Origin of the sequence: Streptomyces sp. NPDC050508 (assembly GCF_040655155.1) — a bacterium.
Lineage (GTDB): Bacteria > Actinomycetota > Actinomycetes > Streptomycetales > Streptomycetaceae > Streptomyces.
Genome location: NZ_JBFAJJ010000004.1, coordinates 602618 through 627439, shown reverse-complemented (window position 1 = coordinate 627439; position 24822 = coordinate 602618). Strand labels below are relative to the sequence as shown.

Here is a 24822-nt window from a genome sequence, read left to right as displayed (position 1 = left end):
CGCAATAACTAGACAGAGCTTTGCAACAAACAAAAATGTATCCCGCAAGATCCCGGGCGTCCGCACACACGACGGTGCCGCCGGACGGGTTGTCCGGCGGCACCGTGGGGAGGGTGGGGTGAGGAGGCGGGCGGGGTCAGGCGCTCCAGACCTGGAATTCGGACACCTGGCCCGCGGGCCAGCCGTTGTTGGCGGTGATGGTGACGCGGTAGTAGCGCCGGGTGGCGGCGGGGAAGGTGAGCGTCACGGTGTTCTTGGTGTTCGGGTCGAAGGTGTAGGCCGCCGAGGACTTCAGGGGGGTGAAGGTGGTGCCGTCGGTGCTGCCGCCGAGGGTCAGGGTCTGGGTGCGGGCGCCCCAGCCGACGGGCAGTTGCAGAACCACGCGGGAGGCGCTCCGGGCCGAGCCCAGGTCGACCTGGACCCACTGCGGGAACGCGTTGTTGGCGCTCTCCCAGTAGGAACCCTGGTTGCCGTCCGTCACGTTCGAGGACGGGTATACATCGGTGTGGCTGGACTCGCTGGTGGGCCTGCCTGAGGCGAGGTCGGTCCCGGTCGGGTCGGTGCCGGTGCCCGAAAGGGCCACCGTGGTGGGGCTGTTGGACTGGTTGCCGGTCACGGTGAGGGTGCTGGTGCGGGTGCCGGAGGCGGTGGGTCCGAAGGTGACGGAGACCGTGCAGTTCGCTCCGGCGGCCAGCGAGGTGCCGCAGGTGTTGGTCTGGGCGTAGTCACCGCCGGTGGTGATTCCGGTCAACGAGGCCGTGGCGGCACCGGAGTTGGTGACCGTGACGGTCTGTGCGGCGCTGGTGGTGTTCACCGCCTGGTCGGCGAAGGTGAGTGATCCGGGAGACGCGGTCAGGGTGGCCGACGGTGAGCTGCTCCCCGTGGCGAAGCTGAAGTTGTTGATGTTCCAGCCGCCGCTGTCCTGGTTAAGGGTCAGGGTCTGCCGACCGGCAGGCAGGGTCACCTGCGTGGTCGCGGTGACCCAGGTCTGCCAGTCGCCGGTGGCGGGCAGGTCGACGGCTCCGGTGAGGTTCGTGCCGGAGGCGTCCGACAGGTGCAGCGCGCCGGACACCGCGGACGGGGCCGCGATGCGGAGGTCGAGGGTGTAGGTACCGGCCGCGGCGACGTCGACGGTGTAGCGGAACCACTGGCCTGCGCCGGTCCAGCCCAGGTTGTAACCGCCGCCTGTGTCCGAGGTGTTGTCGAGGTCGACGCCGTCGGCGCGGTAGGAGTTGGCGTTGCCGTTGACGGAGGTGACGTTGTAGGCCACGCCCTGGCCGCCGGTGTCGTAGTCCTCCGCCTGGACCGTTCCAGGCACGGCGGCCGGGGTGCCGCCATAGGGGCCCTCGGGAGCGGGTGGCGGCCAGTGGTTGTCGCTCAACGTCGCGACGAATCCGGTGGAGTTGTTGACGAAGGCCGAGGTGCCGGAGCCAAGTCCCGTGACCGTGTTGCCGGTTATCGTCGCGGAGCCGGTGGGCGCGGGGTAGAACGGCGGCGAGATCGCGATGCCGTTGCGGCCGGGACTGCTGACGGTGTTGTCCTGGAGCAGGGTGTTGGTCGAGGTGGAGAAGGCGATCCCGTCGTAGAGGGAGTCGGTGACGGTGTTGCCGGTCACCGTGACCCTGTCGACGGTCCCGGTGTTCTGTCCGTCGCCGCCGTTGCCGATGTGCAGGGCGGGTTGGCCCTGGCTGTAGGCGTTGCCGCCGGAGCGGACCACGGTGTTGCCGGTCACGGTCGCGGACAGCAGGTCGCTGCCGTTGACACCGAAGCGGCCGGCGCCCAGGCCGATGTAGCGGGCGGTGTCGCTGATGTAGTTGTTCTTGACCTGGTGGCCGCTGCCGCCGTAGATCCCGATGCCCTTGCCGCCCCACGGTGCGATCGAGGTGTTGTCGCTGACGGTGACATCGGTCATCGGGTTGTAGTGGGTCTGGGAGCCGTCGCTGTTGGTGTTGTAGGCCACCGAGTTGATGGCGATCGCGTCGTCCCCGGTGCCGCGGACGAAGTTGTTGGTGACCGTCAGGTTGTTGCCGGTGTCCGCGTTCAGCGACACGTTGTTGACGTTGATCCCGTCGGCCCAGATCGACGTCAGCCTGCTGTTCTTCACCGTCCCGCCGGTGCCGGAGGCCCAGAAGCCGGACATGGTGTGCTGGGTCCAGATGCCGTCGGCCAGCCAGTCGGTGCCGGTGGTGTCCATCGCGCCGCCGTCCCCGCCGATGGTGCTCCGGCTGACGGCGTTGGCGTCGATGTGGAAGTCACGCACAGTGCAGGAGGTCAGGTCGAACAGGGCTGCCAGCGGGGTGGAGTTGGGGACGGGTACGTCACGGTAGACCGTGCTGTACCAGAGGCCCGCGCCCGCGATGGTGATCCCCTGTGCGTTCAGGCCCGCGGTGCCCTTCACGTAGAAGGTGCCCTGCGGGATCCAGAGGATCTTGCTCTGCTCCTGTGCCTGGTCGATGCAGTTCTGGATGGCGGCCCGGCTGTCCACGGACCGGCTGTCGGCCGCGCCGTTGGTCGGGGTGTCGTCCGCCACCGCGCCGCAGCTCGTGATCGAGATCGAGTTCGCGGGCTGCGTCTGCGGCGCCGGCGGGTTCTCCACGTCGACGGAGTCCACGTCGTAGGAGGACGCGCTGTTGTCGGAGTCCTTGCGGAGCGAGAACGTGGCGCCCGCCGGGATCGGGGCCCCGGTGACGAAGGTGTGCGACTCGTCCCAGAAGACCCTCGGGTCGCCGTCGGCCGGGTTCTGGTCGTCGCTGGTGTTGTAGTTGCCGTTGCCCTCGTACACCCAGCTCTGCCGCGAGTTGAGGTCCAGGGCCTGCCGGAACACCCCGTCGACGTACAAGTTCAGCGTGCCGGTCTCGCCACCGCCGGATGCCGAATCCGGGATGCTGGCGCGGACGTTGAGGAAGGAGATCGGCTGTCCGGTGGTGTTCGTCCACTGCACCGACTGGCCCGTGCCGTCCAGGTGGACGTAGGAATGGCCCGAGGCCTCCAGGGATGCGTTCGAGTACTGCGTCGTCGGCGCCGAGGTCAGCGACCGGACGGCCGCGCCCCCGGCCGGAGTTCCGCCCTCGGCCTCGTAGACCGAGAACGGGGTCGTCGCACCCACCGCCGCGCTCGCTGTCGCGTTGGCCGCCGTCCTGGACGGCGGCGCATCCTGTGTGGCGGCGGCCGGTAAGACGGACACGCACAGCGCGCCGACCGCGGCGACGGCAGCCACCGCCAGTCGCCGGGGTCTGGGGATCGTCAGCATCTGATGCTCCTTCAGGAGTTCGGGGAACCGGCGCCCCGACCGTACAGAGCACGCATCCACCCCGCTAGATTCCGACGAAGTAAAGAATGATTCATGCAAGCAATTGCAAGTTTCTTGCCAAGCGCCGCAAATTAGGTGCAGGAGATCGCGAACGGCTCGGGAACGGCCGTCCACCACTTCTCCGGACGCAGCCTTGCCGCGACCGGAATGCGGTTAGGGTGCTATGGCTCGCTGGAGAGTGAATCGGACACGACGGGGGGGCTCGCGTTGGATCACGGCGGGCGGCAGCGGAACAATGTCACTACCGCAGGTCGACCGGCGCCATCGGTACTGCCCCCGTCACTGCGCCAGTGGCTCGGGCTGATCGCGGCCCTCGCCACGCTGATGGTCGTCGCGCTCGGGGTGCTGTACTCCGGCCACAGCGAGCCCGGCGCGGTCGACAGGTGGATCGTCCCGCCGACGGCGGACAGTGTGCGCCCGCCGTGGCGCCAAGTCGCCCTGGTCCTGGACTTCTTGGGGGAACCCGCGGGATCGGCGATGGTGATCGTGGCCGGTGTGGTGGGCTGTCTCGTGCTTCGGCTTCCCCGTGCGGCCGTGCTCGTCGTTGCCGGGGCCGGTGCGACCGTGGGGACGACCACGGTGCTCAAGCACGTGGTGGGACGAACCATCCACGGGCCCGGCAACCTGTCGTACCCGAGCGGGCACACCGCCTTCGCCACCGCGCTCGCCCTCATGGCGGCGCTGTTCGCGACGGGCCGGCTCGGCCTCGGCAGGACGGCCGGTATGTCACTCGTGCTCGCGGCGGGGCTGGTGGCCGGCGCGATCATGGGCTGGGCGGAGGTCGGGCTGGGCGCGCACTACCCGACCGACGCTCTCGGCGGCTGGTGCACCGCGCTGGCGGTGATTCCGGCGACCGCGTGGCTGGTCGACCGTACGGCCGACCGACTGGGCGATCGGCCGGCCCGCCGGACGGCCGACGCCGGTCGGCGCGAGCACCGCTGACGTCACCTCACACCAGGCGGCGGAACACCGGCTTCACCGCTCGCCCGGCCAGCCAGGGGGTGGGGTCGGTGGCGTCCAGAGCCTTCCGGTACACCGCACATGCCTGGGCCACCACGTCGACGGTGCGGTCGATGTCCTCGTCGTCGAGTGCGCTGCTCACCACGAAGGACGGGGCCAGCACTCCGCCCGCGAGGAGCCGGCGCAGGAACAGGGTGCGGTACTCCTGCGACGGTTGCAGGTTCTCGTCGAGGGTGGCGAAGACCAGGTTGCTGGCCCGGCCCCGGACGACGACGTGGTCGCCGACGCCCATGGCGGTCGCGGCGTCGCGGACACCGGCGGCCAGCCGCTCGCCAAGGGTATGCAGCCGCGCGGTGATGCCCTCCTCGACATAGGTGGTCTGTACGGCCATCGCGGCTGCCAGGGAGTGCGTCTCCGCGCCGTGCGTGGTGGACAGCAGGAACACCCGGTCGCCGGATTCACGCAGCCCGCCCCGCTCCATCAGGTCGCGGCGCCCGGCCAGCGCGGAGACGGCGAACCCGTTGCCCAGCGCCTTGCCGAACGTGGAGAGGTCGGGGACGACGCCGTAGAGGCCCTGGGCGCCCGCCTCGGACCAGCGGAAGCCGGTGATCATCTCGTCGAAGATCAGGACGCAGCCGTGCCGGTCGGCGAGGTCGCGCAGGCCGGCGAGGTAGCCCGGCGGCGGCTCGGTGTGGGTGGCGGGTTCGAGGATCAGGCAGGCGATGTCGTCCGGGTGCCGGTTGAGCAGTTCCTCCGTGGCGGCCAGGTCACCGTAGGGGAAGGACGCGATGAGCTCGGTGGTCGCCGACGGGATGCCGGCGGACATCGGTGTCGTGCCGATGAACCAGTCGTCGACGGAGAAGAACGGATGGTCGGAGCAGAGGGCCACCCGCGAGCGGCCGGTGGCGGCGCGGGCGAGGCGTACCGCGGCGGAGGTGGCGTCGGAGCCGTTCTTCGCGAACTTCACCATCTCGGCGGTCGGCACGGTGGCCAGGAAGCGTTCGGCGGCCTCGACCTCCACGATGGACGGCCGGACGAAGTTGCTGCCGCGGCCGAGTTCCCGCCGCACCGCCTCGATCACGCGCGGGTGGGCGTGACCGAGGCTGACCGACCGCAGGCCGGAGCCGTACTCGATGTAGCGGTTGCCGTCGACGTCCCACACGTGGGCACCGCTGCCGTGGCTGATGACCGGGGCCAGGTTCTCGGGGTACTGGTCGTCGCCCTTGGCGTAGGTGTGAGCGCCCCCGGGGATCATGGCGTGCAGCCGCTCGTTGGCTGTCCGCGACAGGGGCAGGTGAAGCTCTTCGGTGTCCACGGGACCTCAGCTTTCTCTGTGCTTCAGGACCTCGGCGAGGCTCGGCGCCTCACGGTCCCGCTGGGACATCAGTGCCACCGGCAGCGGCCAGGGAAGGGCGAGCTCCGGGTCGTCGAAGGCGATGGTCACGTCCTCGGTCGGATCGTGCGGTCGGTCGATCCGGTACGAGGTGTCGGCGGTGTCGGTCAGGGCCTGAAAACCGTGCGCGCATCCCGCGGGAATGTAAAGAGTTTTCTGTGATTCCCCTGTGAGTTCGAAGGAGGACCAATTGCGGTAAGTCGGGGAATCCGGCCGCAGATCCACGACGACGTCGAAGATCCGCCCGTACGAGCACCGCACCAACTTGGCCTCGCCCGCGCCGGATCGCAGGTGCAGGCCGCGCACCACGCCCCGGACCGAGCGGGACAGGCTGTCCTGGACGAAGGCGTCCGGATCGAGGCCCACCGAGCGGACCACGTCGGCGTCGAAGGTGCGGCAGAAGAAGCCGCGTTCGTCGGCGTGCGGCGTCGGCTCGAAGAGGAACGCGCCGGTGATCTCCGGGACTTCGGTCGCTTTCATGGAGACTCCTGGCGGGCGTGAGCACGGGTGTGGCCGGTCGCGGGGAACACGGCCGCGGTCAACGAGCCGAACTGGTCCTGCAGTTGGCGGGCGGCGGCCAGGTTCCGCTCGGCGAGGGTCTGCCGCAGTTCGGGCGAGCGCTTCTCCAGCGCCCGGAACTGCTCCAGCAGCCGGTCGGCGTCGACCTCGCGGGCCGGGTGGCAGTACGCGCCGAGGCCCATCCGCTCCATGAGCGCGTCGCTCTTCGCCGCGTAGCTGAGCGCGAGCACCGGTGTGCCGGTCTTCAGCGCGCAGATCAGGTTGTGGTAGCGGACCGCCACCACGGTGTCGGCGGCGACCATCTCGTTCATCAGGTCGTCCAGGGAAGTCGGTTCGGCGGCGGTGACCAGTGGTGAGTCGACCGCTTCGAGGATCGCGGCGACCACCGTGGCGTCGCAGCGGTCGCCGGTGAGCAGCCGGACCGGTCTGCCCTCCTCGACCAGCGTGCGGACGAACCGGATCGTCCCGTCGAGGTAGCGCCGGTAGATCTCGTCGGCCCGGGCGCGGTCGTCGTTGCCGCCGTGGAAGTCCATGACGCCGACGCAGACCGGGCCCGGCGCGTCCGAGGGTGCGCTCGCCTGCGGTGCCGGCAGGGAGAAGGCGAGGTCCGGGTAGACCTCGTCGCGCGCGGTGTTCACGCCCATCGCCCGCATCGCGTCCCTGGATTGGGCGTCCCGGTAGGACCGGTAGGCGGCCAGGCGCCCCGACCAGCGGACCAGGGCGCGGGTGGGCCGGTTGCGGATCTCTGCGGCGCCGACGCTGACCAACGCGACCCGGGTGCGCATCAGTCGGCCGCTCGCGCAGAGCAGGAACAGCGAGTACGGGAAACCCCATGGCCGTAGCGGCAGGGTGGCTTCCAGGACGCCCATGCCCGGCACGATCACCACGTCGTGGCGACGCACCCAAGCCGCGGTGCGGAAGACGTCGACGAACTTGCCCAGGCCCTTCGCCGCGATCGAGCCGACGCGTGACGCGGTCCGGTACTCGGCGCGGTTCCAGTGGAGTCGCGTGGCGGGGATCCCGAACCGGGCGGTCACGGCCTCGGGCCCGCCGCACAGCGCGTCCACGACCGCCTCCGGGTGGTCGGCGCGCAGGTACCCGAGGACGGCCTGGAGCGACCCGTCGTTGCCGAGGTTGCCGGAGCCGAGCAGGCCGAACACCCCGACGCGCACCGGAAGTTCGTCCGTGGACGTCATGCGTGCCTCCCTTCGCGGCCGGCGACGAGGGCGTCGACGGAGACCGTGAGCTGGGCGGGGTCGACCGGGGCGCGGTCCTCGACCCGCTCGCCGGCGCCCGGCCGGACCCGGCTGGTCATCCACGCGGCCAGGTGGCGGTAGCAGGCGCGCCGGTCGGCCGGGGACAGCGGCGCCCGCCGGATCGCCGAGGCGAAGCCCCAGACGTACTCGGCGAGCAGCCGGGGAGTCGGGTGCAGCGGGCCTGCCCGGCGCGGGTCCAGGTTGACGCACCGGGCGCGCTTGGAGGGGTTCGCCCGCTCGGCGCGGGTGGGGTGGTCGCGGCGGAAGTACAGCACCTCCGGCACCTGGTGGAAGGGCCCGTGCAGGGTGATCTCGGCGACGAACGTGCGGTCCGCGTGGTGGTAGCTGTCCATCGGTCTCACCCGGCGCAGCATGTCGGCCCGCATCACTCCGTAGAAGTCGTCGCCGCCCGGTTCGAACAGCAGGCTGCGGAAGCGTTCCGGTGCGTGCGGGGAGTCGGTGGCGAGCGTGTAGTCGTAGGGCACGGTCACCTGGCCGTCGCCGTCGATGACCGCCTGGTCGGTGTGGGCGAGGATCAACTCCGGCCGCTCGTCCAGTGCTTCGACGCAGCGGCGCAGCAGGTCGCGGCCGTAGAGGTCGTCGTGAGAGGCCCACTTGAACAGTTCGCCGCGGGACTCGGCGAACACGTGGTTGTGGTTCGGGGTGGCGCCTATGTTGCGGGGCAGCCGGAGGTAGCGGATGCGGGAGTCCTGCCCGGCGTACTTGCGGCAGATGTCCTCGGTCCCGTCGGTCGAGGCGTTGTCGGAGACGACCAGTTCGAAGTCCTCGTAGGTCTGGCCGAGCAGCGCGTCGAACGACTCGGCCAGATACTCCTCGCCGTTGTACACGGGCAGGCCGATGCTCAGCCTCGGTCGGTCGGTCATGAGGTCCTCACTTCGGGGATGGGTTCGCGGCGCCGCTCGCGCAGGGCGGACCGCAGTTGCAGCCACCACACGGCCGAGCCGCTGATGGTCGCGGCGGCGACGCCCCAGGCCGAGCCGGCCGTGCCGCCGAGGGCCGCGCCGCCGAGTCCGCCGCCGACGTAGCAGGCGGAGGCGAACAGTTGGCAGCGCAGGCTGCGGCGGGCCGCGCCGAGCGCGCGCAGTCCGGCCGCGGCGCCGGTGCCGAGGCCCGCTCCCGCGACGCTGAGGGTGATCTGCAGGATGAGGTGCGAGGAGGAGTGCCAGACGTCGCCGAGCGCCAACTCGCCGAGCCGGCCGGGCATCAGCAGCAGTGCCGAGCCCCAGAGCAGTGCTCCCGCGGCCTGACCTCCGCCGAGGAGGAGGCAGAACCTGCCGAGTTGGTGCGGGGCCTGCCGCAGCACGCGTGCCGCCTCGGGGACGGTGACCAGCGAGAGCCCCATGAGTACGGCGAGGAAGGGGCCCAGCAGGAGTTCGGCGCCCCGCACCGCGCCGACCGCGCTCACGCCGACGATCGCTCCGAGCCCGTACGCCCGCAGTTGGCTCGCGCCGCTGAGGCTGACGTTCTCGACCAGGTACCGGTAGCCGAGATCGCTCTGCTCGCGGAGCCATGCGCGCGCCTCGGTCGTGCGGGGCCGGATGCCGGACTGGACGTAGCCGTAGCCCGCCGCCACCGTGGCGGACGCGCCCCAGGCGAGCACGAAAGCGGCCACGGTGCCCACATGGGCCGCCACCACCATGGCCGGGACGAGTGCGACACCCCACACGACGTCGTTGAGGAACGCTTTGCGTCCGGCGCCCGCGGCGAAGAACGAGAACCGCCAGGCGTCCTGGAGCAGCAGCCCCGGCATCATGAGACCGAGGGCGGCGAACGCGGGCCCCACCCGGCCGCCGAGGCCGAGCCCGGCCAGCAGACACACCGCGCCGAGGGCGACACCGACGCCGAGTGCGGTACCCGTCGACCGGCCCACCGCCCCGCGCCAGGACGCGCCGGGCACGCCGCTGAAGCGCACCACGAGCGGGTCGGTGGCAAGGCCTCGGGAGACGTTGAGCACCACGCCGTACGTCACCCAGGCGAGGCTGAACACGCCGAACGCGGTCACCCCCAGCGAGCGGGCCACGTAGATGCCCACCGCGAAGTTGCTGATGCTGGAAGCCGCCTGGTCGGCGAGTCCCCAGGACAGCCTGCCGACGAGGGCCCGCTTGGCGGACCCGGCCGGTGGCGCCGTTGTCGGCGGATTCTCCCCCTGGGTGGTCATCGGCGTCATGCCTTGATCAGTTCGGCGCCGCACAGGGCGTCGGCCGCGGCGGCCACGGCGTCGAACGGCAGCCCGGACCGTTCGGCGACGTCCAGCAGACTGTGCTCGCCGTCGGAGAGGTTGAGCACCCAGAGCATGGCCAGTTGGGCCTGCTTGGTGTCGCTGCGTCCGCCGAGCGCGTCGTACAACCCGCGCCGGCCCAGCTGTGGTTCGCCGTAGGGGCTGAGGTTGAGGTACCGCCGGTTGCGGTCGAGGACGGCGAACGCCTCACGGCAGACGGCGAGGGTGTCCGCCATCGCCTCCGGGGAGACGAAGTCCGGGTTGTCCGCCGAGGTGTGGTACTCGGGGTAGCCGGCGTACGGGGTCCGGGTGAGCGAGCCGACGCCGAGGTCGAACCCGGGCGAGCAGTACTGCCGCTCGTCGTAGCCGTACGGGGTGAACTCGTTGACGTGGTGCGGGCGTTCGGACGCGGCCAGCACGTGCCGCAGCACCCGGTCGATCTCCGCGTCGCCGCGCCTGCTCTGCTTGTACGTCACCTGGCCCGGGTCGCCGGCGCAGGCCAGCACGAGGCCGTGCTTGACCCGCTCCACCCGTTCCGCGTTGCGGGCCAGCCAGGTGATCGCCCCGATGGTGCCGGGCGCGTAGATGAACCGGTAGGTGTAGTACGGCGTCTGCTCCGCCAGCTCCCGGGCGAGGAACGTCGCCACCGCGATGCCGGCCAGGTTGTCGTTGGCCAGCGACGGGTGGCAGGTGTGGCAGGAGACGATGACCTCGTCGGCGACCTGCCCGGGGACCACGTGTTCGGCGTAGGTGAGGTGGCCGTCCGCGAGGGTGGAGTCGACGCGGACCTCGTACTCGCCGTCGGGCAGCGCGTCCAAGGTCTCCTGGGCCAGGCAGAAACCCCACTCCGGCTTGTAGTAACTGGTGCGGTACGGCACCCAGTTCGGGTGGTCCGGCAGGGTGTGCAGGTGCGCGCGCAGCTCGGACAAGGGCATGGTCCTCGCCACCGGGACGCTGTAGCCGAGCACGTGCAGGCTGGACGCGGCGAAGTCGACGACCCGCCGGCCGGTGCTGTCGGCGATGTACGCGTCCCGGATGTTCCACTCCTGTGGAACGGTCCAATCGAGGACCTGCGTCCCGGTCGGCACCTCGTGCACCTGCAACGGGAGGTACTCGCCGACGATGTCCAGGGTGGCGCGCACACCGTCGCCGGTGATGCTCCGGCAGAGCGGGTACAGCCGCTCCACCAGTGCGTGCATCTCCTCGCCGGGGTCGGTCATCGGCGCCACCGCAGGGTGTCGTCGACGGTGCCGGCCTCGGTCGCCGCGCGCAGCACGGCGAGGCGGGTGAAGCGCTGCTCGAACGCCTCCCGGGTCAGGTCGAACTTCCGGTAGGCGTCGGCGAGTTCGAGCGCGCCCCGCTTCACCGTCCACTCGCAGTCGAAGTCGGGGATCGCGGCGCGGAAGCGGGAGAAGTCCACCCGGTAGGACCGCGGGTCGGCGCCGTTCTCACCGGTGATCACCACCTTCGCGCCGGGCACCGCCTCGGCGACCTGCTCGGCGATCTCGGCGACGGTGACGTTGTTGATCTCGCTGCCGATGTTGAACGCCCGGTCGTGCACCGCTTCGCGCGGCGCGGTCAGCGCGGCCGTGAAGGCGCGGGCGATGTCGGCGGCGTGCACCAGCGGACGCCAGGGGGTGCCGTCCGAAAGCACCAACACCTCGCCGGACAGGAGCGCGTGGCCCACCAGGTTGTTCAGCACGATGTCGGCGCGCAGCCGGGGCGAGTAGCCGAAGGCGGTGGCGTTGCGCATGAACACCGGGGTGAAGTCGTCGTCGGCGAGCTCGTGCACGTCGTCCTCGACCCGCACCTTGGACTCCGCGTACGGCGTCACCGGGCGCAGCGGGGCGTCCTCGGTCACCAGACCCTCTCCACCGGAGGCGCCGTAGACGGAGCAGGTCGACGCGTACAGGAAGCGGCGTACTCCGGCGTCGCGGGCGAGTTGGGCCAGCCGTACGGACGCGTGGTGGTTGATGTCGTAGGTGAGTTCCGGCGCCAGTGAGCCGAGCGGGTCGTTGGAGAGCGCGGCCAGGTGGATCACCGCGTCCACTCCGGCCACGTGGTCGGCGGTGATGTCGCGCAGGTCCACCCGCACTCCCGGCGGGTCGGCGGGCGCCGGGCCGAGGACGGAGTCGGCGAACAGGCCGGAGTCGAGGCCGACGACCTCGTGTCCGGCGGCGGTGAGGATCGGGGCCATGACGGTGCCCAGGTAGCCCTGGTGTCCGGTCAGTAGTACGCGCAAGGTGTTCAACCCCCCAGGTTGAGCGTGAGTTTGGTGGCGGCGAAGGCCTCGGCATAGTGCGCGTGGCATTCGATGCCGCGGATCCGGGCGAGGCCGAGGAAGGCCTCGCGGTCGTACCAGGGCCGGTGTCGCTGCGAGGGGTAGTGCTCCTGCAGCAGCCGTACCTTCTGTTCCGCGGTGTCGGGCGACAGCGGCTGGTATGCCGTCGGCCGGCCGAGGTCGCCGTCCCACTTGACGATCTCGTAGCCGAGCACGAGGTGGTCACGGAACGCGGTGGTCATCAGCTTCGCCAGGCCGCGGTGGTCCTGGTGCGCGTCCTCGGTCCGTGGGGCCAGGATCAGATCCGGGTCGGTCTGCTCGCGCAGTTCCTCGACCGCGGCCTTGGCCTCCTCCCAGTGCGCGGGCAGCCGGCCGTCCGGCAGCTTGTGCACGGTCAGCCGCAGGTCGGCGCCCGGGCAGAAGGCGGCGAGCGCGGCCTGTTCCTCCTGCTCCCGCTCGGTGCCGCCGCCGGAGAGCACCAGCGCGTCGACGCTGATGCCCGGCCGCGCCTGGCAGAGCGTCAGCAGGGTGCCGCCGGCGCCGATGGCGATGTCGTCGCAGTGCGCGCCCACCGCGACGATCCGGTCAAGGGGTCCGGCCCCGAGCCGGATCACGCTCCGACTCCGGCACTGTCCCGCTCCCAGACGGCCCACGGACGGTCGCCCCGGGTGTAGGCCTCGTCGAGCGCGGCCCGCTCCTTCACGGTGTCCGTCGGCTTCCAGAAGCCGCGGTGCTGATGCGCCACCAGCCGCCCGCGCTTGGCCAGTTGGGCACATCCGTCGGCGACCAGGTCACCGTTCTCCGGTATGTGGTCGAAGACCTCCTGGCGGAGGACGAAGTAGCCGCCGTTCTCCCAGAGCGGCATGTCGCTCACCGCGGTGATACCGCCGACCAGGCCGTCCTCGCCCAACTCCACACAGTGGAACGAGGATTGTGGCGGCACGACCATCATCGACGCGCCCGCGTCGCGCCGGGCGAACCGGTCGATCATCTCCGGCAGCGGGGCGTCGGTGAGCACGTCGGCGTAGTTGGCGAGGAACATCTCGTCGCCGTCCAGGTGGTGCCGCACCCTGCGCAGCCGCTCCCCGATGGGTGACTCGATGCCGGTCTGCGCGAACGTGATCGTCCAGTCGGCGATGTCGGTGGAGAGCAACTCCGTCTGACCGCCGCGCAGTACGAAGTCGTTGGAGGCGGTCTCCTCGTAGTTGAGGAAGAACTCCTTGATGTGGTGGGCACCGTAGCCGAGGCAGAGGATGAACTCCTTGTGCCCGAAGTGCGCGTAGTAGCGCATGACATGCCAGATCAGCGGTCTCGGCCCGACCATCGCCATCGGCTTGGGGACGTCGTCGGAGGTTCCGTTGCGCATGCGCATCCCGTAACCGCCGCAGAACAGGACGACCTTCATGCTGTGACCTCTTTCGACTGCGCGGCCTCGACGATGCTCAGTTCCGGGATGGGGAAGACGAGCCAGCCGCCCCACTCGTGCACGTAGGACAGCTGCTCGACCAGTTCGGCCCGCAGGTTCCACGGGAGGACGAGGACGTAGTCCGGTTTGTCGGCGGCTATCTGCTCGGGCGGCAGGATCGGGATGCGGGTGCCGGGGGTGAACCTGCCGTGTTTGTACGGGTTGCGGTCGACCGTGTAGGCGAGCAGGTCGGGGCGGATGCCGCAGTGGTTGAGCAGGGTGTTGCCCTTGCCGGGGGCGCCGTAGCCCACGACCGTCTCGCCGCGCTCGGCCGCGTCGATGAGGAGCCGCAGCAGGTCCCGGCGCACCTTGGCCACCCGGGCGGAGAACTCGGCGTACCCGGACAGCTCCTGCAACCCGGCGGCCTTCTCCCGGCCCAGCACGTCGGTCACCCGTTGCGACGGCTCCCCCGCCACCTCGGCCGGCCTGGCCCACAGGCGGATCGAGCCGCCGTGCGTGGGCAGCAACTCGACGTCCACGAGGGTGAGTCCGCCGCTCGCCAGGGCCCGGATCGCGGAGGCGACCGTGTAGTACTGGAAGTGCTCGTGGTAGATCGTGTCGTACTGGTTCTCCTCGATGAGGGTCAGCAGGTGCTGCACCTCGATGGAGACCCAGCCGTCGTCGGCGACCAGGGCGCGCAGTCCCTGGGTGAAGCCGACAACGTCGGGTATGTGCGCGTACACGTTGTTGGCCACGACCAGGTCCGCCGGGCCGTGCTCGGCGCGGACGGCCGAGCCGGTGTCGGGGCTCAGGAAGTCCGTGAACGTGGGCACCCCCGCCTCGCGCGCCGCGGCACCGACGTTCACCGAGGGCTCGATGCCCAGGCAGCGGATCCCCCGGTCCACCACGTGCCGCAGCAGGTAGCCGTCGTTGCTCGCGACCTCGACCACGAAGGCGTCGGTGCCGAGGCCGAGGCGGTCCACCGCGCCGTCGACGAACGTGCGCGCGTGCTCCACCCAGGAGGTCGAGAACGAGGAGAAGTACGCGTACTCCTTGAACGTCTCCTCCGGCGTGATCAGCGGCGGAATCTGCGCGAGCCAGCAGTCGGAGCAGACCCGCAGGTGCAGCGGGTACGCGGGCTCCGGCTGATCCAGTTGGTCCGCGGCGAGAAAGCTCTCACACGGCGGTGTCGCCCCAAGATCGACGACGCTCGCCATCGCTTCCGAGCCGCAGAGTCGGCATCGTGTCATGTGCTGTCCCCATCCCCCCTGCTCGCGTGGGTGTCCCCACCACGAGCCATTGCTGACCGTCCCGCGATGGCGGTGCGGTACTCCTCCAACAGGCGCTCCAGGCCGACGGCCGGGCTGAACCCCTGCTCGTAGCGGCGCCGGGCCGCCTCGCCCATCTCCCGGTTGCGGGCCGGGTCGACGGCGATCCGGCGGATGCAGGCCGCGAGCGAGCCGGGCTCGCCCGGCCGGTGCAGCAGCCCAGTGACGCCGTCCTCGACGAGTTCGACGAACGCGCCGTGGCCGGCGGCGACGGTCGGGACCCCGGCCGCCATCGCCTCCACGACCACCAGGCCGAACGCCTCCAGCCAGGTCGAGGGAGCCACCACGGCGACCGACCGCTCGATGGCCTTCCGGCACTCCGCCGTGTCCAGCAGGCCGACGTAGCGCACGTCGTCGCGGCCGGCCGCCCAGGCGGTCACCTCTTTCTCCAGCGGCCCGGTGCCGGCGATCACGAGCGGGACGCCCACCCCGCCGCTCGCCGCGAGCTCGTCCCACGCGGCCATGAGCAGCCGTACGCCCTTGGCCTCCGCGAGCCGGCCGAGATAGAGCAGCTGCTCTCCCTCGCCTTCCCGGCAACTGCCCGGGTCGGGCACGAAGTTGTGCTTCACCACCAGCCGGTCGGCCGGCATGCCGGACCGCACCAGGACGTCGCGCTGCGCTCCGGAGATGCAGAGGAACCGTTCCACTCCGGACCACCACCGGCGCCGGTTGACCGACAGGCTGACCGCAAGGGGCACCGTCGCGAGGCGGGAGTTGCGGTAGCAGCCGTGCCGGACCGCGGGCAGCGGTGTCGATCCGACGCACTCCGTGCACGGGTGGCCGTCCCGCTGAAGTGTGCCGGGCGGGCAGACCTGGGTGTAGTTGTGCAGCGTGGCGACGGCGGGCACCCCGGCGTCGGCGCAGGCGGCGAGCACCGCGGGCGACAGGAGCGGGAACACGTTGTGGACGTGCACCACGTCCGGCCGCTCGGCGCGCAGCCTGGCGGCCAGCTCCGTGCGCACCGCCGGGTTCCACGGCACGAGGAGCGGCACCGCGACCTTGCCGAGGAGGGAGCGGGCGCCGATGTCGTCGCTGCGCCGCTCGAACACCTCGACCCGGTGGCCGGCCGCACGCAGCAGCTCCACCTCCTGGTCGACGACCTTGTTCTCCCCGCTCGGCTGCGCCGAGTTGTAGCGGTTGTGCACCACGAGAACGTGCATGCTCAGTTCACCTCCGATCTACGGGCCCAACGCGGGACGTGCCGTCGAGGGGCTTCGGGCGTCGAGAGAGGCTTCGCAAACGGCATCGAGAGCGGAGCGGCTGGGGCCGGGGCCGCCAACAGCGCGGCGGCCAGGGCCAGATGGAGCAGATACGGCGAGGCGTCGCCGAGACCGGCCTCGGTGTACGACGCGATGGCGCAGTAGCTGATCAGGAAGATCGCGCAGGCCCGCTGCAGCGACGGTGGCCGCAGCAGCGCCACGCCGCCCAGCACGATGATGATCGCCGCGACGAGGGTGACGCCGATCAGACCCTGCTCGTTGTAGACGGCCAGCCAGCTGTTGTCGATCGGCAGCCCGCCGAACGACTTGTCGCCCAGGCCCACTCCGAACGCCTGCTCCGCGGCCGACCGGGGCTCGGCCAGCAGGGCGTTCCAGACCTTGGCCCGGCCGGTGAGACTGGAGAAGTTCTCCTGGCTCTGGCCGCGCAGGAACCAGGCCTGCAGCGCGGAGGCGAAGCCGACCGCGGCCACCACGGAGATCAACACCGCCCAGGTGAAGAAGCGGCGGGCCGCGGCACTGGTCAGGACGAGCGAGCCGATCGCCAGCGACAGCCCGAGGAGCAGGCCGAGCGTGGCCGTCCGGGTGTGGGTCAGCGCGAGCAGCACGAACGACGGCACGATGACCAGCACGGCGCTGGTCCGGTCGGTCCGCTTACCGATGACGAGCAGCACGGTGAGCCCGATGATCACCGCCGCGTACTGCCCGATCTGCGGCGGGGTGAGCGGCCACAACGCGCCGACTAGGCGTCCGCCGTAGAGGCCGGGCAGGGCCTTGCCCGGTGAGACGGCCAGGCCGGCGGCCACCGATGCGAGCACCGCGAAGTACATCCGAATGTGGTAGCGGACGAACGTCAGGCTGCCGTCCCACCAGCGGCTGAGCAGCCACAGGGTGCCGACGAAGAGGGTCAGCCGGAAGCAGCGGAACAGCGCGCCGAGCCCGGACTCCAGGCTCGCGCTGGAGATCACGCTCGACACCAGCAGCAGGCTGAGCAGGAGCACGTAGGCGCTGGGCCGGATGCGCACCCGTTGGTTGGCCACGAGCGCCAGCGCGAACGCGGCGACCAGCGAGCCCATGGTGACCATCTGGATGAGGGAGCGGGGCAGCGGGACGATGGTCTTCGCCCCGGCGGAGCCGAGCGTGTTGAGGACCAGCAGCCCCCAGACGATCCCGACGATCCTCGGTGTGCCGGCGGGGCGCGGTTCGGCGCCGGGCAGGGTCCCCGCCGGGTCCGGTCCGCGCGTGAGGTTCTCACCCATGTCAACCACCGGCCTGTAGGTCGAGGGTGCTGCCCTTGTCCTGCTGGTACGGCGTCGCCTGCCACTGCCCGAAGTCGAGCACCTTGCTCTGGTCCTCGGCGACGAACTTCCACGGCCCGACGTAGACGTTGTCGTGCCAGCGGTTGTGCTGCTGCTCGGTGATGGCGTCGGCCACCCCTTCGCCGTGGTAGGGCGACCAGTCCGGATAGGTGCCGTAGTTGGACAGCACCGCCATGCGGTCGCACCGCTCCGTGCACTTGACGACGGACTCGTCGAGCACGAAGTGGTTGTCGTGGATGTCCACCCGCTGGGTCTTCCACCGGCAGTCGGAGTACAGCGGTGCCTTGTTGATCGCGGGTCTCACGCAGCTGTCGGTCTTCTTCACCAGCAGCGTGCAGTCACCGGACGAGGTGTTGGCCGGGCTGTTGCAGAACCGGTCGGCGTTCTCCCAGAGGGTGATCCCGTTCCAGTTGTTCTCCAGCACGTTCCGGTAGATCTCGATCTTGTTGGTACGGGCCGGGACCCGTGGTTCGCCGCCGGACTCGGACAGGTAGACGGTCGCGTACGGGAAGTTGTCGCCGCCGCTGGCGGCCTTGCGGCCCTCGACCCAGTTGTTCCGCCGGATCGTGTTGTCCCGGACGACCGCGTTGTAGCTGGTCTCGTAGATCAGTGCGGCACCGTCGTTGGCCTCGATCACGTTGTTCTCGATCAGGAAGTCGTTGTTGTTGGTGTCCGCCCACAAGCCGGCTCCGCGGTTGTCGTGCACCCAGTTGCCGCTCACCTCGGCCCCGTTGACGGCCCAGAACTTGATGCCTCCGGTACAGCCGCAGCCCTCTTTCCGCCGCTCCCAGTCACCGGTGTTGTTGCCCGTGATCTCGTTGCCCTGGACCACCAGGCCGGTGATGGTGCCGTTGCCCTTGTAAGCGTTCATGCCGTACTGGCCGTTGTCGCGCAGGCAGTCGGCGCGGACCTGCTGGCGGGCACCGGCCATCAGCCCGGCACCGGAGTTGTCCTGGATCGTCGTGTGCTCGATCACCCATCCGTCGGCCGAGTCATGGTTGACCACGCCCTCGTCCTGCGGCGCGACGAAGCCCTGCACGGTCAGATAGCGGATGGTGACATCGGGAGCCGTACCGGTGAACGCGTACTGGTTCTTCTTCCGGCCGTCGAGCACCGCGCCCGGCGCACCGAGGTAGCGGTCCCCCTTCTTGGGGATGACCTGGGCGTAGCGGTCCGGGTCGAGCCTGTGCTTGCCCGGTCGGAGCCAGAACGTGGTGTTCGGGGGGCTGTTCTTGGTCTTCGCCGCGAGGTCGCCGACCACCGCGGGGTCCACGGTCACCGCGCCGGCCGGTGCCTTCGCCGGTCCGGCCGCGGGGTTGGCGCACACCCGGGCCACGGATCGGGCCGCGGACACGGCGGACGCGGACGCGGACGGCGCGGCCTTCGGGTCCTCCTTGGTTCCCGACGTGCTCTCACAGCCGGTCGCCGCCAGCAGGGCCAGCGTCAGCGGTGCCACCGCCAACGCCCAGTGCCGCCTCTTGTTCCCCACGCGCCCCCCTAGCCGTGGAACCTGAGCACGGTGGTGAACCCGTCCGTGCCCTCGGCGAAGCCGGTGCCGACCAGCGTGGTGGTGGGTTCCTTGCGCCCGAATCCGGCGGAGTACCAGCCCAGCGGCGGCTCGGTCTCGCCGCGGTGCGCCTGCCAGGACAACTGCCCGGGCAGGTCAAGCTCCGCGGAACGCCCCTCACCGTCCCGGATCCAGGTGAGCACCGCCCGGTGCCCCACCAGGTCCGCTGCGACGGCCGGGCCGAGGTGGAACGCCAGTCGTACGTCCCGGCGCGGGCTGTGTTGGCCGCGCACCTCGTCGACGATCTTCAGCTCCTGGCTCGCGGCCGTCAGCTCCACGCGGCGGCGGTGCACCGAGCCCTGGTAGCCGTCGTGCTCGGCGGCCCAACGGGCTACCTCTTCACGGGAGTTGTCCACGTCCAGGACGCGGGTGCGGGCGTGCCGGGTCCACAGGAACGGGCCGCCGGAGACGGACTGGTCACCGCCGTCCAGTTGGAGGGTGTTGTGGCCGAGGGTCGACCGGAAGTACTGCCGCCACTCGGGTTGCCCGTGGTAGCAGTACGTCCCCGGGTCGGCGAGCACGTCGATGCCGTCGTGCCGGACCTCCACGGACAGCGCGTCGGCGTGGGCGTGCGCGGCGATGGACAGGAAGCCGTGCGGACCTCCGTCGCAGCGGCACCAGATCTCCCCCGGGCCGCGCAGGACGGTGAGTCCCGCGTCGGCGAAGTGGGCGGGCCTGGTCGCCGGGCGGGCGGTTCCGTCCTTCGTGTACGGCCGGACGAGCGCGGCCAGCAACGGGGTGCGCACGTCGGTGCCGGTCACCTCCGGCCACCAGTCGAGCCGGCCGAACACGGCGTCGCCGGTGGCGAGGAGCGAGCCCCAGCGGTCGGTGCCCTCGCCGTCCAGGATCAGGCCGAAGCCGTCGTCCGCGTCGCCCTGGCGGGGCGGGCGCAGCCGGTTGTCCACTACGGCGGCGAGCGCGTCGGTCATCCGCAGCAGCACCAGCCGGAGCGACTCGGGCACCGGCACGCCTGCGGCATCGGCCTCGGCCACCGCGGCCAGGCCGAGTTCCAGCACGAGTCCGTGGTACTCGGTGGCCAGCTCGCGGTTGAGGCCGGAGTCGAAGGTGTTGGCGCGCAGCTGCCGCTCCAGCGAGCGCAGCGCGCCGGCGCGCCAACGCGCCGAGGAGGGGAACCAGTTGAAGGCGCAGGCCGCGGCGAACTGTCCGGCGGTCTCGGCGATGACGTGGTTGTTCGCCGAGGAGCCCCGGCTGGGGAAGGCGGCCAGCCAGCGCTGGTGGTGCCAGATCTGGTTCAGGGCGACCGGGTTGCCCTCGAACAGTTCGGCCGCGCCCGGCCAGCCGTCGAGCAGCCGGCGGATCCACACCCAGGACAGCAGCCGGATGCCCAGTTCGATGCCGCTGATCCAGTGCACGCCGCGCAGTGGTGGGTTGGCCGCCCACCACGACCGCAGGTGCTCGGCGACGCGCTCGGCGTACCGCTCGTCCCCGGTGACCGCGTAGGCGGCGGCGAGCACGGTGAGGTACTGGTGCCGGGACGGCTCCCAGATCTGCTTGATGTCCCCGGCCACGTCCTCGTTCCGGTACGGCACGTCGAAGGCGTAGCCCGACGGGGCCCGGCGCCCGGTCTTCGGGTCGTACGACCAGTCCGGGTCGGTGAGGTCGTCGCGGGCCACCCCGAAGAACTCGGCGTGCCCGTACATCAGTTGGTCCGCCTCGGCGACGAGTCGTTTCGCGGCGTCCGGTGGCACCGCGGCGATCGTCCCCGCGGGCAGGACCGCGGTGAACCGGGCGCCGGTCACGCTCGGGGCGTCCGGCCGCGTCGCCCGCCAACGCCGCCTGCGCACGGCGTCGCCCGCCCTGCCCAGGACCTCCTGCGGTCCCATCCGGGACAGTCGCCGCAGGTACCAGCCCGCGCTCATGGTCATGGTGTCCTCGCCAGCGTCACCGGCGCACCGCCGGCCAGGCCCGTCTGCACGGCGAGGGTGGCCGAGGTGGTGGCGACCAGCGACTCCAGCGGCACCGGCATCGGTCCGCCGGTCCGAACCGCCTTGATGAACGCGGCCAGTTCGGCGTTCTGGCCCTTGTCCCGGGCCTTGGGCAGCCGCGAACTGACCCACTTCTTGGGGCCGTGGACGGAGGCGCGGACGAAGTCGTCGAGCCGCAGTACCTTGCCGTCCGCGACCAGGTCCAGGGTCTCCTTGGGGAAGCCTGGGGCGCCGGTGGTGACGTAGCTGATGGTGGCGGTGGAGCCGTCCGGGTAGCGCAGGAGGACCTGGAGGTCCTCGTTGCCGGGCGCGGCTGTCGCGTACACCGATATCGGGTCGGCCTCCAGCAGCCAGCTCGCCGTGTCGATGAAGTGCCCGCCCTCACCGGCGAACCGCGAGCCCTCGGTGCCTTGCCGGAGGTACCAGCTGCCGCCCTGCAGCTTGCCCGCGTTGACCAGATAGCGCAGGTTCGCCGGACCGGTCCGGGCGCCGAACCGCTTCCTGCTCTCCTGGAGCAGCGGCGCGAACCGGCGGTTGAAGCCCACCTGGAGGCGGTCGTTGCCGGACTCCTCCACTGCCGCGAGCACTCCGGCCAGCTCGTCCTCGGTGAGGGCCAGGGGCTTCTCCACGAACACGGTCTTGCCTGCCAGCAGTGCCCTGCGGGTCAGTTCGGCGTGCGAGCTGTGCCGGGTGACCACGAACACCGCGTCGATGGACTTGTCGCCGAGCACGGCGTCGAGATCGGTGGTGGCCTCGGCGAAGCCGAACTTCCGCTGCGCGTTGGCCGCGGACAGCGCCGTCGTGGTGACGACCGTCGACAGCTCGACGCCCTCGCGCTGTGCCAGGTGCGGCAGCAGCATCGACGTGGCGTAGTTGCCGGCGCCGACGAACGCGAGGCGCACCGGCGTCCGGTCGGCCCGGGCCGGGGTGGACGCTCCGCCGCCGGTTCGCTTCACCGCGGGCACGACGACCGCCGGGGTCCCCGCCTCTTCCGCCACCCCCTCGGGTTCGGGGTACCGGAACAGCACGGCCACGGCCTTCAGTTCGCCGTCCTTCAAGCGCCGGTACGTCTCTACGGCGTCGTCGAAGTCGGCGATGTGCGAGACCAGGGGCTCCACGTCGACGCTGCCGCGGGCGAGGAGGTCGAGGAAGCAGGCCAGGTTGCGGCGCTCGGTCCAGCGCACGTGGCCGATCGGGTAGTCCCGGCCCTCCAGCTCGTACTCCGGGTCGTAGCGCCCGGGGCCGTAGCTGCGCGAGAACCGGACGTCGAGCTCTTTCTCGTAGTACGCGTTCCACGGCAGGTCAAGGCGGCACTTGCCGATGTCGACGACCCGGCCGCGGTCCCGGCAGAGGTGGGCGGCCAGCTCGACGGGCTGGTTGCTGCTGCCGCCGGCGGCCAGGTACACCTGGTCCACGCCGTGGCCGTCGGTGAGTTCGACGACGGCGGCTTCCACGGCCGGGGACGCGGGGTCGCCGCAGGCCGCGGCGCCCAGGCGCCCGGCGAGTTCGCAGCGCGTCGGGTCCGGGTCGGCTCCGACCACGCGGACTCCCGCGGCGGTGAGGAGCTGCACCACCAGTTGCCCGATCAGTCCGAGGCCGATGACCAGCGCCACCTCGCCGAGCTGCGGCTCGCCCTGGCGGACGCCCTGCATCGCGATCGACCCGACGGTGCCGAAGGCCGCGTGCCGCGGTGCGAGGCCGTCGGGGACCGGGGCGTAGAGGTTCTTCGGCACCCAGTTCAACTCGGCGTGCAGCGCGTGCTCGTTGCCGGCGCAGGCCACCAGGTCGCCGACCTTCACGTCGTCGATCCCGGCGCCGACCTGCTCGACCACCCCGCACAGCGAGTAGCCCAGCGGGGTGTAGGAGTCCAGCTTGCCCATCACCTTGCGGTAGGTGGCGGGCACCCCGTTGGTGGCCACGCTCTGCATGACCTTGGCCACCTGGTCCGGCCGGGAGCGGGCCTTGCCCAGCATCGACATGCCGGCCTCGGAGACCTTCATGAGCTCGGTACCGGTGGAGATCAGCGAGAAGGCGCTGCGGACCAGCACACCGCCCGGCTTGCACCCCGGCACCGGAACGTCGAGCACCGCCAGCTCGCCGCTCTTGTAGTTCTGTACGACCTGCTTCACCCGAGAACTCCTCATTCCTAAGCGGTCAACCGAGTGCTCTGGCCGGACCCGGAGGTCGCGTCGCGATACCAGTACTCAAGGGTCAGTACGTGCCACAGATGCTTGGAGTAGTCCGCCTGTCCGGCGGCGTCCTCGGCGACCATGCGTGCCAGCGCGTCGCGGCGCAGGAACCCGGAACTGACGAGCAGGCCGTCGTTGACCACCTCGCGCACCAGCGGTGCCAGGTCCCGGCTCATCCAGGCGCGCAGCGGGGCGCTGAACAGGCCCTTGGGCCGGTACACGATCTCCTTGGGCAGGACCGAGGTGGCCGCCTCCTTGAGGACGGCCTTGCCCTGTCGTCCGACGATCTTGCGGTCACCGGGCACGGCGAACGCCGCCTTGACCACCTCGATGTCCACGTACGGCACCCGTACCTCGGTGGAGGCGGCCATGCTCGACCGGTCCGTGTACGCGAGGTTCAGGCCCGGCAGGAACATGCGGGCGTCGGTCAGGCACATGCGGTTGACGAAGTCGTCGAGGTCGTTGTCCTGGTAGACGTCCGTGTGCTCGGTGATCACGTCGTCGACCGTCCCGGCCAGGTCCGGGTCGATCAGGGCGAGCAGCTCGTCCTGGTCGTACATGGTGTAGCTGCGCCGGAACGCGGTCTCCTCCGGCAGACCGGCGAAGGAGAGGAACCGCTTCGCGAAACGCACCGACCGGTAACCCCGGCGGGCCGAGGCGACCGGCAGCCGGTCCACGACCCCGGACACCCCGCGCCGCAACGGTCGGGGGACGCGCTGGTAGCGCACCGCGAGCAGGTTGGCCAGGTGCTTGCGGTACCCCGCGAACAGCTCGTCCGCTCCCATCCCCGAGAGCATCACCTTGACCCCGGCCTCGCGGGCGGCCATGCAGATCAGGTACGTGTTGATCGCGGCGGGGTCGCCGATCGGCTCGTCCAGGCTGTACGTCATCTGCGGCAGCAGGTCGAGCACGTTCGGGGCGATCTCGATCTCGTGCAGGTCGACGCCGAACTGCTCGGCGACCTGCCGGGCGTAGCGCAGGTCGTCGGGCATCGCCTCGAACTTGGCGTCCTCGGCGCGGAATCCGATGGTGTAGGCGGAGATCCCGGGTTGGTGGCGGGCCGCCAGCGCGGTCAGATAGCTGGAGTCGAGGCCGCCGGAGAGGAAGGTCGCCACGGGTACGTCGGAGAGCAGGTGGCGGCGGGTCGACTCCTCGACGACGGCGGCGAGGTCCGGCTGTTCACCGGCCAGGGCGCGGTCACGGCCCTCGGCGGCGACGTCCTTCAGGTTCCAGAAGCTGCCGCGTTCCACCCGGCCGTCGGGCCGGCAGCGCAGCCAGCTTCCCGGCGGGAGCTTCTCCGCCTCGCGGAACGCGCAGCGGGAGTCCGGCACCCAGTAGTAGAGGAGCGAGGCGACCAGCGCCGCCTGGTCCACCTCCAGCGACTTGCCGGTCGCGGCGGCGAGCGCCTTGAGCTCGGAGGCGAACATCAGGCCCCCGCCGCGCCGGAGCAGGAACAGCGGCTTGATGCCCAACTGGTCGCGGGCGAGCACCAGTTCACCGGTGCGTTCGTCGAAGATGCCGAACGCGAACATGCCGCGCAGCCGGGGCAGGCAGTCCGTGCCCCAGCGCCGCCAGGCCTCCAGGACCACCTCGGTGTCGGAGGTACCGCGGAAGCGCACCCCGGTGGCCGACAGCTCGGCGCGCAGCTCGGGCGCGTTGTACAGCTCGCCGTTGTACGTCAGGGCGAGGCCGTCCGAGACCATCGGCTGGGCGCCGGTCTCGGACAGGTCGATGATGGCCAGCCGGCGGTGCCCGAGCTGTACTTCGGCGTCACCGACGGGGTGGCCGTAGCGGCCCGCGCCGTCCGGGCCGCGGTGGGCGAGGGTGTCGGTGAGCCGGTCGGTGACGGCCTTTCCGTCCGGCCATCGGTACGTGCCTGCGATGCCACACATG

The 24822-nt window shown here is 70.9% G+C and carries 18 protein-coding genes; 1 reads left to right on the top strand and 17 read right to left on the bottom strand.

The window, feature by feature from the left end; genetic code table 11:
• Positions 1-136 precede the first annotated feature (136 nt).
• A complete protein-coding gene (locus AB0I69_RS15150) occupies positions 137-3250 on the bottom strand; it encodes a carbohydrate-binding protein (RefSeq protein ID WP_363096060.1) in 3114 nt (1037 codons plus the stop codon).
• A 267-nt stretch (positions 3251-3517) separates the two neighbouring features.
• Between AB0I69_RS15150 and AB0I69_RS15145 the strand changes: the two genes are divergently transcribed.
• The gene (locus AB0I69_RS15145; RefSeq protein WP_363096059.1) at positions 3518-4252 is read left to right on the top strand and encodes a phosphatase PAP2 family protein; all 735 of its coding nucleotides are present in this window, start codon (positions 3518-3520) and stop codon (positions 4250-4252) included.
• Between the two features lie 7 nt (positions 4253-4259).
• On the opposite strand, the gene AB0I69_RS15140 is transcribed toward AB0I69_RS15145, so the two are convergent.
• Genes AB0I69_RS15140 through asnB form a run of 16 tightly spaced genes read right to left on the bottom strand, consistent with a single transcriptional unit; the run spans position 4260 to position 24821 of the window.
• A complete protein-coding gene (locus AB0I69_RS15140; RefSeq protein WP_363096058.1) occupies positions 4260-5585 on the bottom strand; it encodes a glutamate-1-semialdehyde 2,1-aminomutase in 1326 nt (441 codons plus the stop codon).
• Positions 5586-5591: 6 nt separating this feature from the next.
• On the bottom strand, positions 5592-6143 hold the full coding sequence (gene rfbC / locus AB0I69_RS15135) for a dTDP-4-dehydrorhamnose 3,5-epimerase (RefSeq protein ID WP_363096057.1): 552 nt from the start codon (positions 6141-6143) through the stop codon (positions 5592-5594).
• Positions 6140-7378 carry a polysaccharide pyruvyl transferase family protein gene (locus tag AB0I69_RS15130; protein ID WP_363096056.1) on the bottom strand — a complete coding sequence of 413 codons (1239 nt, stop codon included), beginning with the start codon at positions 7376-7378 and terminating at the stop codon, positions 6140-6142. The genes rfbC and AB0I69_RS15130 overlap by 4 nt, the downstream gene beginning before the upstream one ends.
• Positions 7375-8322 carry a glycosyltransferase family 2 protein gene (locus AB0I69_RS15125; protein WP_363096055.1) on the bottom strand — a complete coding sequence of 316 codons (948 nt, stop codon included), beginning with the start codon at positions 8320-8322 and terminating at the stop codon, positions 7375-7377. The genes AB0I69_RS15130 and AB0I69_RS15125 overlap by 4 nt, the downstream gene beginning before the upstream one ends.
• Positions 8319-9626 carry a hypothetical protein gene (locus AB0I69_RS15120; protein WP_363096054.1) on the bottom strand — a complete coding sequence of 436 codons (1308 nt, stop codon included), beginning with the start codon at positions 9624-9626 and terminating at the stop codon, positions 8319-8321. The genes AB0I69_RS15125 and AB0I69_RS15120 overlap by 4 nt, the downstream gene beginning before the upstream one ends.
• Positions 9623-10897: a DUF4910 domain-containing protein gene (locus AB0I69_RS15115; protein ID WP_363096053.1), complete on the bottom strand. Its 1275-nt coding sequence runs from the start codon at positions 10895-10897 to the stop codon at positions 9623-9625. Before AB0I69_RS15115 ends, AB0I69_RS15120 begins: the two co-directional genes overlap by 4 nt.
• Positions 10894-11919, bottom strand: a complete 1026-nt coding sequence (locus AB0I69_RS15110; RefSeq protein WP_363096156.1) for an SDR family oxidoreductase — start codon at positions 11917-11919, stop codon at positions 10894-10896. Before AB0I69_RS15110 ends, AB0I69_RS15115 begins: the two co-directional genes overlap by 4 nt.
• Positions 11920-11924: 5 nt before the next feature.
• On the bottom strand, positions 11925-12572 hold the full coding sequence (locus AB0I69_RS15105; protein WP_363096052.1) for a PIG-L deacetylase family protein: 648 nt from the start codon (positions 12570-12572) through the stop codon (positions 11925-11927).
• Positions 12569-13363 carry a sugar phosphate nucleotidyltransferase gene (locus AB0I69_RS15100; protein ID WP_363096051.1) on the bottom strand — a complete coding sequence of 265 codons (795 nt, stop codon included), beginning with the start codon at positions 13361-13363 and terminating at the stop codon, positions 12569-12571. The genes AB0I69_RS15105 and AB0I69_RS15100 overlap by 4 nt, the downstream gene beginning before the upstream one ends.
• Positions 13360-14613 carry a class I SAM-dependent methyltransferase gene (locus AB0I69_RS15095; protein ID WP_363096050.1) on the bottom strand — a complete coding sequence of 418 codons (1254 nt, stop codon included), beginning with the start codon at positions 14611-14613 and terminating at the stop codon, positions 13360-13362. Before AB0I69_RS15095 ends, AB0I69_RS15100 begins: the two co-directional genes overlap by 4 nt.
• Positions 14610-15851, bottom strand: a complete 1242-nt coding sequence (locus AB0I69_RS15090) for a glycosyltransferase (RefSeq protein WP_363096049.1) — start codon at positions 15849-15851, stop codon at positions 14610-14612. Before AB0I69_RS15090 ends, AB0I69_RS15095 begins: the two co-directional genes overlap by 4 nt.
• A 2-nt stretch (positions 15852-15853) precedes the next feature.
• Positions 15854-17167, bottom strand: coding sequence for an O-antigen ligase domain-containing protein (locus AB0I69_RS15085; RefSeq protein ID WP_363096048.1), 1314 nt, complete (start codon positions 17165-17167; stop codon positions 15854-15856).
• Position 17168: 1 nt separating this feature from the next.
• Positions 17169-18716, bottom strand: coding sequence for a right-handed parallel beta-helix repeat-containing protein (locus AB0I69_RS15080; protein WP_363096047.1), 1548 nt, complete (start codon positions 18714-18716; stop codon positions 17169-17171).
• 8 nt (positions 18717-18724) lie between these two features.
• Positions 18725-20680, bottom strand: a complete 1956-nt coding sequence (locus AB0I69_RS15075) for an alginate lyase family protein (protein ID WP_363096046.1) — start codon at positions 20678-20680, stop codon at positions 18725-18727.
• The gene (locus AB0I69_RS15070) at positions 20677-22869 is read right to left on the bottom strand and encodes a bi-domain-containing oxidoreductase (RefSeq protein ID WP_363096045.1); all 2193 of its coding nucleotides are present in this window, start codon (positions 22867-22869) and stop codon (positions 20677-20679) included. The genes AB0I69_RS15075 and AB0I69_RS15070 overlap by 4 nt, the downstream gene beginning before the upstream one ends.
• Positions 22870-22886: 17 nt before the next feature.
• Positions 22887-24821, bottom strand: coding sequence for an asparagine synthase (glutamine-hydrolyzing) (asnB, locus tag AB0I69_RS15065; RefSeq protein ID WP_363096044.1), 1935 nt, complete (start codon positions 24819-24821; stop codon positions 22887-22889).
• Position 24822 lies beyond the last annotated feature (1 nt).

Excerpts from the sequence above, each read along its gene's own strand:
- AB0I69_RS15115 (WP_363096053.1), bottom strand. The coding sequence starts at position 10,897 with ATGACCGACCCCGGCGAGGAGATGCACGCACTGGTGGAGCGGCTGTAC.
- AB0I69_RS15100 (WP_363096051.1), bottom strand. The coding sequence starts at position 13,363 with ATGAAGGTCGTCCTGTTCTGCGGCGGTTACGGGATGCGCATGCGCAAC.
- AB0I69_RS15125 (WP_363096055.1), bottom strand. The coding sequence starts at position 8,322 with ATGACCGACCGACCGAGGCTGAGCATCGGCCTGCCCGTGTACAACGGC.
- AB0I69_RS15075 (WP_363096046.1), bottom strand. The coding sequence starts at position 20,680 with ATGACCATGAGCGCGGGCTGGTACCTGCGGCGACTGTCCCGGATGGGA.
- AB0I69_RS15095 (WP_363096050.1), bottom strand. The coding sequence starts at position 14,613 with ATGACACGATGCCGACTCTGCGGCTCGGAAGCGATGGCGAGCGTCGTC.
- AB0I69_RS15150 (WP_363096060.1), bottom strand. The coding sequence starts at position 3,250 with ATGCTGACGATCCCCAGACCCCGGCGACTGGCGGTGGCTGCCGTCGCC.
- AB0I69_RS15120 (WP_363096054.1), bottom strand. The coding sequence starts at position 9,626 with ATGACGCCGATGACCACCCAGGGGGAGAATCCGCCGACAACGGCGCCA.
- AB0I69_RS15130 (WP_363096056.1), bottom strand. The coding sequence starts at position 7,378 with ATGACGTCCACGGACGAACTTCCGGTGCGCGTCGGGGTGTTCGGCCTG.
- AB0I69_RS15090 (WP_363096049.1), bottom strand. The coding sequence starts at position 15,851 with ATGCACGTTCTCGTGGTGCACAACCGCTACAACTCGGCGCAGCCGAGC.
- AB0I69_RS15085 (WP_363096048.1), bottom strand. The coding sequence starts at position 17,167 with ATGGGTGAGAACCTCACGCGCGGACCGGACCCGGCGGGGACCCTGCCC.
- asnB (WP_363096044.1), bottom strand. The coding sequence starts at position 24,821 with ATGTGTGGCATCGCAGGCACGTACCGATGGCCGGACGGAAAGGCCGTC.
- rfbC (WP_363096057.1), bottom strand. The coding sequence starts at position 6,143 with ATGAAAGCGACCGAAGTCCCGGAGATCACCGGCGCGTTCCTCTTCGAG.